Here is an 8,761-nt window from a genome sequence, read left to right on the forward strand (position 1 = left end):
CCACGCGGCGATCATCATGGATGGCAATGGCCGCTGGGCTGCCAAGCGCAAGCTGCCGCGTCTGGTCGGCCACAAACAGGGGGTGGAGGCCGTGCGCACCACCGTGCGCGCTGCGCGTGACTTGGGGCTGGAGGTGCTGACGCTATACGCCTTTTCGTCAGAAAACTGGAAGCGCCCCGAAGACGAGGTGTCAGACCTCATGAGTTTGCTGCGGCACTTCATCCGCACCGATGTTGATGAGTTTATCGCCAACAACGTCCAGCTGAAGGTCATCGGCAATTATCGCGCGCTGGCGCCTGATCTGGTCGTAATGATCGATGATGTCGTTGCCCGCACCGCGCATAATGAAGGCACCACCTTGGTGATCGCCCTAAATTACGGCGCGCAGGATGAACTGGTGCGCGCTGTCCGAAGCCTGGCGAGCGCCGCGCAATGCGGCGATGTCGATCCGCATTCGATCGAGATTGCGCATATCGACGGGTTGCTCGATACCGCCGACCTCCCACCACTTGACCTTTTAATCCGCACATCGGGGGAACAGCGGCTCAGCAATTTCCTGCTGTGGCAGGCGGCCTATGCCGAACTGTATTTCACTGACATTCTCTGGCCCGATTTTGATGGCGCCGCGCTGGCTGCGGCGCTTGAGGCTTATGCAGCGCGCGAAAGGCGCTTTGGTGGCCGCTGATCCCGCGACCCGCGCTGTGTTTGGCAATGATCTGGCGGTGCGCGCTGCATCCGGTCTCGTCTTGGTGGTGCTCGCGGCAGTGGCGCTATGGCTGGGCGGGACGGCTTTCTGGCTGCTGCTGATGGCGGGCGCGCTGGCGATGCAGTACGAATGGGCCGGGCTGGTCGGCCGCACCGAACGGCGCAGACTGTCGATGCTGGCGCTGATGGCCCCCTTGTCGATGCTGTCGCCTTTCGCCGACGGGCCGGGCTTTCTCGCGCTGGGCTTTATCATCGGCGGCGCGTTCTTCATCGCGGCGGTGGATCGCAGCGCGCGGCTGGCCATAGGCGTGTTTTATTGCGGCATCCCGGTGCTGGCGTTGTTGTATCTGCGCGAGCAGGAAAACGGGCTGCTGCTCGCCTTCTGGACAATGGCGACGGTGTGGGCGACCGACATTGGCGCGTATTTCGCCGGTCGCAGCATCGGCGGACCAAAAATTGCGCCCACGATCAGCCCGAGCAAGACCTGGGCAGGGCTGGCAGGCGGCATGATCGCATCGCTGCTGCTGGCGATGGGCCTGCATGCCAATGCCGACCTGCCCTTCATGCTGGTGATGGCGAGCGCGCCGCTGGCGGTGCTCGCGCAAATGGGTGACTTTCTGGAAAGCTGGATGAAGCGCCAGGCCGGGGTCAAGGATTCGGGCAATCTCATTCCCGGCCACGGCGGCGTGCTCGACCGGGTCGATGGTCTGGTGCCGGTCGCGCAAGTGGTCGCACTTGTGGTTGCGGTCAATGCCGTTTCGGCCTTAGGGTAACGCCGACATTATGATGACCACGACGCATACCGCATTGGCCCATGTCGCGCCTGCCAGCATCGCAGCGCCACGCAGCATCAGCATCTTCGGCGCCACTGGCTCGGTTGGCGCATCGACGCTTGATCTCGTCCGGCTCGATCCGGGGGCGTATCGCGTCGTCGCGCTGACCGCGCAGACCCAGGCCACCGAACTGGCGGCGCTGGCGCGTGAATTCTCAGCTGAGGTCGCAGTGATCGGCGACCCCGCGCAGCATCAGGCGCTGGCCGCTGCGCTTGCGGGCACAAAGACGCAGGTCTGGTCCGGCCCGCAGGGTTTGCTCGATGCCGCAGACCTTGATGCTGACTGGACGATGGCAGCCATCGTCGGATGCGCCGGTCTCGCGCCAATCATGCGCAGCTTGCTGCGCGGACGCTGCGTGGCGCTGGCCAACAAAGAGGCCTTGGTTTCCGCCGGCGCACTGATGATCGAAGCGGCGCACACCAGCGGCGCGACTTTGTTGCCCGTCGATTCTGAACACAATGCGATTTTCCAGTGCCTGGCCGGCGGCCGCATCGACGAGGTCGAGAGCATCACGCTCACCGCCAGCGGCGGCCCGTTTCGGCAGTGGACGCTGGACCAGATGCGCGTCGCTGGCCCTGAACAGGCGGTCGCGCATCCCAACTGGTCGATGGGCGCGAAAATCTCGGTCGACAGCGCGACGATGTTCAACAAGGGGCTGGAGCTGATCGAGGCGCATCACCTGTTCCCGGTTGGGCTGGAGAACATCCGCATCCTCGTCCACCCGCAGTCGGTGATTCATTCGATGGTCGAATATCGCGACCGCTCGACCCTCGCGCAACTTGGCGCGCCCGATATGCGCATTCCCATCGCGAGCGCGCTGGGGTGGCCACGACGGATCGTCACCAATTGCGCGCCGCTTGATCTTGCGACCATCGGCCAGCTCACCTTTGAACCGCTCGACGACGTGCGCTTTCCCGGCCCCGGCATCTGCCGCGCCGCGATTGCCGCCGGCGGCGGCGCGCCTGCGATCCTCAATGCAGCGAACGAAATCGCGGTTTCCGCGTTTCTCGGCAAGCGCATCGGGTTTCTTGATATTGCGGCAATTGTTTCGCAGGTTCTGGCACGCTATAGTCCTTCTGCGCCGCAATCGTTGCAGGATGTGCTTGGCATCGATGCCGAAGCACGGGCAGAGGCGCGCTGCATCATCGAAGCCAAGGATTGAACTTGACCGAAAACCCCGGGTTTCTGCTCACCGTCATTGCATTTTTGCTCGTGCTGGGGCCGCTCGTGTTCGTTCACGAAATGGGCCATTATCTGGTCGGCCGCTGGTTTGGCGTGAAGGCTGAGTCGTTCTCCATCGGCTTTGGCAAGGAGATTGCCGGCTGGACCGACAGGCGCGGTACTCGATGGAAGCTCGGCATTCTGCCGCTGGGCGGCTATGTCCAGTTTGCCGGCGACATGGACCCGGCCAGCCGCGCCGACCCCAACTGGATTGCCCTGCCAGAGGCGGAGCGCAACCAAACCTTCCAGTCCAAGACGCTTTGGCAACGCGCGCTGATCGTGTTCGCGGGTCCCGCGATCAATTTCCTGTTCGCCATCCTCATCCTCACTGGCTTTGCCTTCGCTTATGGCAAGGCGGTGACCCCGACGGTCATCGCAGGCTTCTCCCCTGCGTCCGCTGCTGCCGAGGCCGGGCTTGAGGTTGGCGACAAGATCGTCGCGGTTGATGGCCAGCCGGTCCAGTGGTTCGATGAGGTCGCACGTCAGGTCGCGCACCGCCCCGACGAATCGATTACCCTGCGCGCCGAGCGCGATGGTGCCTTGCGCGAATATAGCTTCAACATCGGCGTCGAGGTGCAGAGCGACCGGTTCGGCAATGAGTATCGGATCGGGCGGCTGGGCATCATGTCGGCGCAGCCGGTCATACGAGACGTGTCGCTGCTTGAGGCGCCACTTGTCGCCACACAGCGGACCGGCGACATCGTGCGGCTGATGGTGGCAACGCTCGCCCAGGTGATCACCGGCAGGCGATCGGTGCAGGAACTGGGGGGGCCATTGAAGATCGCGCAAATCTCCGGTGAACAGTTTGCGGCAGGGCTGGACGATTTCATCTTCTTCATCGCGCTGATCTCAATTAACTTGGGGTTCATCAACCTCCTGCCAATTCCCATGCTCGATGGCGGTCACCTGCTCTTCTATGCAATCGAGGCGGTCCGACGCAAACCGGCCAACCCGCGCGTGCAGGAATGGGCATTCCGGTCCGGGATGGCGCTTGTGCTGGCGCTGATGATCTTCGTGACGGTCAACGATCTGTCATCGTTCGGCCTGCTCGGCTGAAAGATTGGTTGATTGATTGATGCGGATGTTGCAGGGGCAACACACCGGGGCGGGTTATTGAATGGCGAAACAATGGTCCGTTCAATGTGTATTTTGGCTTAGGGTGGTTTTCCCGTGAAATCTGAACAAAAGATCGCCATTGGCGCGCGTGCGCTGGGCATATTGCTCGGTTCGACCATCCTTGCAGGCACCAGCCTGCCGGCGCTGGCCCAGACTGCCACCCCGCAAGGCCCTGCCTCACCGGCACCTGCGCCTGCTGCGGTAACGCCTGCGCCCGCGCCCACCGGACAGGTCATTCGCTCAATCACCGTCAACGGCTCGCAGCGGATCGAGAGCGACACCGTGCGGTCCTACATCCAGCTGCGTGTTGGCGATGTCTACAGCCAGGTAGCCGCCGACCAGGCGCTGCGTGATCTGTTCGAGACCGAACTGTTTGCCGACGTGTCGATCCGCAACAACGACGGCGCTGTCGTTATTGACGTTAAGGAAAATCCGGTGATCAACCGGGTGATCATCGAAGGCAACAAGCGGATCAAGGATGACAAGATCCTGCCTGAGATTCGCTTGTCACCGCGCCAGATTTTCACCCGCACCAAGGTGCGCGCCGATGTCGCCCGCATCATCGAACTTTACAAGCGTCAGGGCCGTTTCGCCGCCACCGTTGATCCCAAAATGGTTCAGCAGGACCAGAACCGCGTCGATGTCGTCTTCGAAATCAACGAAGGACCACGCTCCAAGGTTCGCCAGATCAACGTGCTGGGCAACGAGAAATTCTCTGACGGCCAGCTGCGCGGCGAGATGGCGACCAAGCAATCGCGCTTTTATCGCTTCTTCAGCTCGGGCGACACCTACGATCCGGACAAGCTGGCGTTCGACCAGCAGAAGCTGCGCCAGTTTTACCTGACGCAGGGCTACGCCGATTTCCGCGTGATTTCTGCCGTGGCGGAATTGACCCCGGACAAGCGCGACTTCATCATCACCTATGTGGTTGAAGAGGGCGAGCGCTACAAGTTCGGCGAAGTCGAAGTCGACAGCCAGATTCGCGACTTTTCCGAAGAAGGCCTGAAAGCCAGCCTGCCGATGAAAACGGGTGACTGGTATAACGCCAAGCAGGTCGAAGATACGGTCGAGTCGCTCAGCGAAACGGCCGGTCTGTTCGGCTATGCGTTTGCCGATGTGCGGCCCAAGTTCAACCGCGACCGCGAAACGCTCACCATGGACATCACGTTCGAGCTGGCCGAGGCTGCGCGCGTCTATGTCGAACGCATCGCGATCAATGGCAACACGCTGACGCAGGACAAGATCATCCGCCGCGAGTTCCGCCTCAACGAAGGCGATGCGTTCAACAGCTTCCTGGTCAAGCGCTCCGAAAACCGGATCAATTCGCTGGGCTATTTCCAGGAAAAATTCGCGATCGAGCAGCGCCAGGGCAGCGCCCCTGACCGCATCATCCTGGAAGCCAATATCGAGGAACGCGCCACCGGCGAACTGCAGCTGTCCGCCGGTTTCTCGTCGATCGAAAACTTCATCCTGCAGGCCTCGATCCGCCAGCGCAATTTCCGCGGAAAGGGCCAGACGATTGGTGCCAGCGTCAACTATTCGCGCTTTTCCCAAGGGATCAATCTCAGCTTTACTGAACCCTATGTTTTCGACAGGAACCTGTCGTTCGGCGCGGACATTTTCCGGCGTGATCTCAACAGCTTCAACTTCATCGGCAACAACCGCAACACGACGTTTGAACAGCTGACCACCGGAGCATCGCTGCGTCTCGGTGTGCCTTTGACCGAATATGTGTCGGCGCTGTTGCGCTATTCGCTCACCATCGATGACGTGACGCTTGATCGCGACCAGTTCTTTTCTGACATCAACGGCGATGGCATCCTTGAGTGCGATCCGCTGCGCGCGGGCTTTTTCCTGTGCGACAACCTGGGCCAGCGCACGACGTCGCTGGTCGGCTATTCGCTGATCTATGACAACCGCGACAACCGCATCCGACCGACACGTGGACAGGCGCTCACGCTGTCGCAGGATTTTGCCGGCCTCGGTGGATCGGTCAAATATCTACGCACGCGGATCAACGCATCGAAGCACTGGCGCATCGGGCGCAGCGGCTTCATCTTCACTGTCGCGGCAGAGGGCGGGCATATCATCCCGTTCGAAAACCGGGGCGATCCGGCGCAGGGCATTGATGACATCCGCCTGACCGACCGCTTCTTCCTGGGTCAGCCGCAGATGCGCGGTTTTGACATTCGCGGTGTCGGCCCACGCGTCATCCGCTTCGGCTTCGCGCCTGAGGTGATCGATGGCCGGGTGGTCAACACGCTGGTGACCGAGCGCCGCAACCAGATCGACGATGCGCTCGGCGGGCGCTCATACTATCAGGCACGCGCCGAACTCGATATTCCGCTGGGCAGCGGCGCGCGAGAACTGGGGCTGCGGCCCTCGGTGTTTGTCGATGTGGGCGCGGTATTCAACGTGGTACAGCCGCTGTTGCAAACGCCGCAGGATCGCGATGCCGCCGGGGCACTGCTGTTCCTGACCACCGATGCTGGTGGCAGCATCATCACCACCACCGACCCCACCAATGCGGCGGGCGTGCCAAACACGCCCAGCCTCACCTTCACCGAACGGTTCTTCGGCGACTCCCCCAAGCCCCGCGTATCTGTGGGCTTTGGCGTCAACTGGAACTCGCCGTTCGGGCCGTTCCGCATCGATATTGCCCGCGCTCTCCTTAAAGAAGAGGGCGATGATACTCGCCTGTTCACATTCAACGTAGGGACCCAGTTCTAATGAAACTTCTATTGAAATGCACCGCAGCCGCGCTGATGCTTGCCGGACCTCTGGCCGCTGGCGTGATGGCACCTGTCGCCGCGCAAACCGTCACTGGCATCGGCATCGCCGACCAGCGCCGCGCGGTTGTCGAATCTTCGGCATTCGTCAACTCAAACGCCCAGCGCCCCACGACCTACAAGGCGCAATATGACGCGGCGCAAGCGAAATCGACGCAGATCCGCCAGCAGCTTGAGCCTTTGGTCAACAAGTTCAACACCGATGTGCAGGCACCCAACGCCAATGCCAACCAGGCTGCGCTGCAGCAGCAGCTGGCGCAGATCCAGGGCCTGCGCGAACAGGGTTCGCAAGAGGTGCAGGAAATCCTGCAGCCGGTCGCGCTGTCTGAAGCTTATGTGCTTGAGCAGATCAGCGACAAGTTTGACCAGGCGGTGCGCGCCGCGATGGGCAAGCGCAAGGTCTCGGTTGTGTTCGAAGTCGGCTCAACGCTGGCACACAATGATGCCTATGACATGACCCGGGACATCACCGCTGAGCTGAACGCGCTGATCCCCAACGCTCAGCTGGTGCCGCCCCCGGGCTGGTTGCCGCGTCAACAGCGTGAACAGCAGGCCCGCGCCGCTGCCGCCAATGGTGCAGCACCCGTCGCGCCCGCAGCACCGGCAACCCAGCAGCCCGAAGGTCGCTAGAAGCTGACGATACCAAAGGGTTCGGACATGGCTGACAGTGAACCGGCATTTGACATCGTAAAGGTGCTGGCAGCCTTGCCGCATCGCTATCCGATGTTGCTGGTTGACCGCGTGGCGCGGCTGGACAAGGACCAGTCGATCCATGCGATCAAGGCGGTCAGCATGAACGAACCCTTTTTTCAGGGCCATTTCCCGGGCCGCCCGATCATGCCCGGCGTGCTGATTATCGAGGCGCTGGCGCAGGCTGCGGGGATTCTTGCCGTCGAATCGCTTGGCCTCGCGGGATCAGGCAAGCTGGTCTACTTCATGGCGATCGATGGCGCAAAGTTCCGCGCGCCCGTCGAGCCCGGTGTGCTGCTCGATCTGCATGCCGAGTTCGAGCAGAAGCGCGCGCGTGTGTGCAAGTTCAAGGCGCATGCCGATATGAACGGCAAGCTGGCGTGCGAGGTCAGCTTCACCGCGATGATCGCCGATCCGCCCGGCTGACCCTCACGCAAAACACTTGCGATCCGCGCGCTTCGCCGCTATGCGCCGCGCTTCCCATTCATCCTGCCGGCTGGTTGGAACCAGCCACAATAAGGACCAGACCCATGAAGACCGATATCCATCCCGATTACCACATGATCAATGTGAAGATGACCGACGGCACCGTCTACCAGACCCGTTCGACCTGGGGCAAGGAAGGTGACACGCTGACCCTTGAAATCGACCCGACCTCGCACCCGGCCTGGACCGGCGGCAACCAGCGGATGCTCGATGCAGGCGGCCAGGTTGCACGCTTTAATAAGCGCTTTGGTGGACTGTCACTCAAGAAGGGCTGACCTTCAGAACATTCGCACCGCAACCGTGGTGCACGACAACAAGGGCTGCGGACCAGAAGGTTCGCGGCCCTTTTTTGGTGTTGGGGTGCACCCGCCCCGCCGCTCCCTAACGCAAGCCCATCTTCTGCCCTGACGTGATCACGCAACCGTCCGGAGATAGGCTCCTACCGTCCCAGGACAACGGAAAGCAATCGAAGCAGAAGTTACGTGGCCGTTGCCGCACTCTGCTCTGCGATCGCTGCGCGCACCGCATCCAGTGCGGCAGAAGCCCTTAACCCATCCGGGCCGCCGCCCTGTGCCATATCGGGACGCCCGCCGCCGCCCTTGCCGCCCAGTGTCTCGACACCCGCACGCACCAGATCGACCGCGCTGAACCGGCCCGTCAAATCATCGGTCACCGCAGCTGCAAATGCGGCGCGACCGTCATTGATCGCGACCATCGCCGCAATACCCGACCCCAGGCTGGTCTTGGCCTGATCCAGCAGCCCGCGCAGCTCCTTGGGGTCAAGCCCCTCGATCAGCTGTGCGATGAATTTTACACCACCAATTTCTTCAACCTGCGGTCCGGCCTTGCCCGAGCCGCCGCCCAGCGCGAGCGCCTTGCGCGCCTCGGCAAGCTCGCGCTCCAGCGTGCGGCGTTCGTCGA

Annotated in this window: 9 protein-coding genes; 8 read left to right on the top strand and 1 reads right to left on the bottom strand. The window is 62.0% G+C overall.

Features of this window, described 5'->3' with window-relative positions:
• From ACEW8G_RS10800 to rpmE, 8 genes are all read left to right on the top strand, one after another.
• Window positions 1-685 (top strand): isoprenyl transferase (locus tag ACEW8G_RS10800; protein WP_373488425.1); only part of this gene is annotated, 685 nt, incomplete at its 5' end.
• A complete protein-coding gene (locus ACEW8G_RS10805) occupies window positions 672-1,478 on the top strand; it encodes a phosphatidate cytidylyltransferase (RefSeq protein ID WP_373488433.1) in 807 nt (268 codons plus the stop codon). The genes ACEW8G_RS10800 and ACEW8G_RS10805, both read left to right, overlap by 14 nt.
• 10 nt (window positions 1,479-1,488) lie before the next feature.
• Window positions 1,489-2,700, top strand: a complete 1,212-nt coding sequence (gene dxr / locus ACEW8G_RS10810) for a 1-deoxy-D-xylulose-5-phosphate reductoisomerase (RefSeq protein WP_373488426.1) — start codon at window positions 1,489-1,491, stop codon at window positions 2,698-2,700.
• Window positions 2,701-2,702: 2 nt separating this feature from the next.
• Complete coding sequence (gene rseP / locus ACEW8G_RS10815) at window positions 2,703-3,815, top strand: RIP metalloprotease RseP (protein WP_373488427.1); 1,113 nt, start codon at window positions 2,703-2,705, stop codon at window positions 3,813-3,815.
• Between the two features lie 114 nt (window positions 3,816-3,929).
• Window positions 3,930-6,605, top strand: coding sequence for an outer membrane protein assembly factor BamA (gene bamA / locus ACEW8G_RS10820; RefSeq protein WP_373488428.1), 2,676 nt, complete (start codon window positions 3,930-3,932; stop codon window positions 6,603-6,605).
• The gene (locus ACEW8G_RS10825) at window positions 6,605-7,294 is read left to right on the top strand and encodes an OmpH family outer membrane protein (protein ID WP_373488429.1); all 690 of its coding nucleotides are present in this window, start codon (window positions 6,605-6,607) and stop codon (window positions 7,292-7,294) included. Before bamA ends, ACEW8G_RS10825 begins: the two co-directional genes overlap by 1 nt.
• Before the next feature lie 27 nt (window positions 7,295-7,321).
• Window positions 7,322-7,780, top strand: coding sequence for a 3-hydroxyacyl-ACP dehydratase FabZ (fabZ, locus tag ACEW8G_RS10830; protein WP_373488430.1), 459 nt, complete (start codon window positions 7,322-7,324; stop codon window positions 7,778-7,780).
• A 104-nt stretch (window positions 7,781-7,884) separates the two neighbouring features.
• Entirely contained in the window at window positions 7,885-8,115 is a 231-nt protein-coding gene (gene rpmE / locus ACEW8G_RS10835; RefSeq protein ID WP_373488431.1) for a 50S ribosomal protein L31, read from the top strand.
• Between the two features lie 203 nt (window positions 8,116-8,318).
• Here rpmE and ACEW8G_RS10840 read toward each other — a convergent pair.
• Window positions 8,319-8,761, bottom strand: a 443-nt coding sequence (locus ACEW8G_RS10840) for a DHHA1 domain-containing protein (protein WP_373488432.1), incomplete at its 5' end; no start/stop codon positions are given.

The sequence above is a fragment of the Blastomonas sp. genome, assembly GCF_041747255.1.
In the GTDB taxonomy this organism is placed as follows: domain Bacteria; phylum Pseudomonadota; class Alphaproteobacteria; order Sphingomonadales; family Sphingomonadaceae; genus Blastomonas.

Excerpts from the sequence above, each read along its gene's own strand:
- dxr (WP_373488426.1), top strand. The coding sequence starts at position 1,489 with ATGATGACCACGACGCATACCGCATTGGCCCATGTCGCGCCTGCCAGC.
- ACEW8G_RS10825 (WP_373488429.1), top strand. The coding sequence starts at position 6,605 with ATGAAACTTCTATTGAAATGCACCGCAGCCGCGCTGATGCTTGCCGGA.
- fabZ (WP_373488430.1), top strand. The coding sequence starts at position 7,322 with ATGGCTGACAGTGAACCGGCATTTGACATCGTAAAGGTGCTGGCAGCC.
- rpmE (WP_373488431.1), top strand. The coding sequence starts at position 7,885 with ATGAAGACCGATATCCATCCCGATTACCACATGATCAATGTGAAGATG.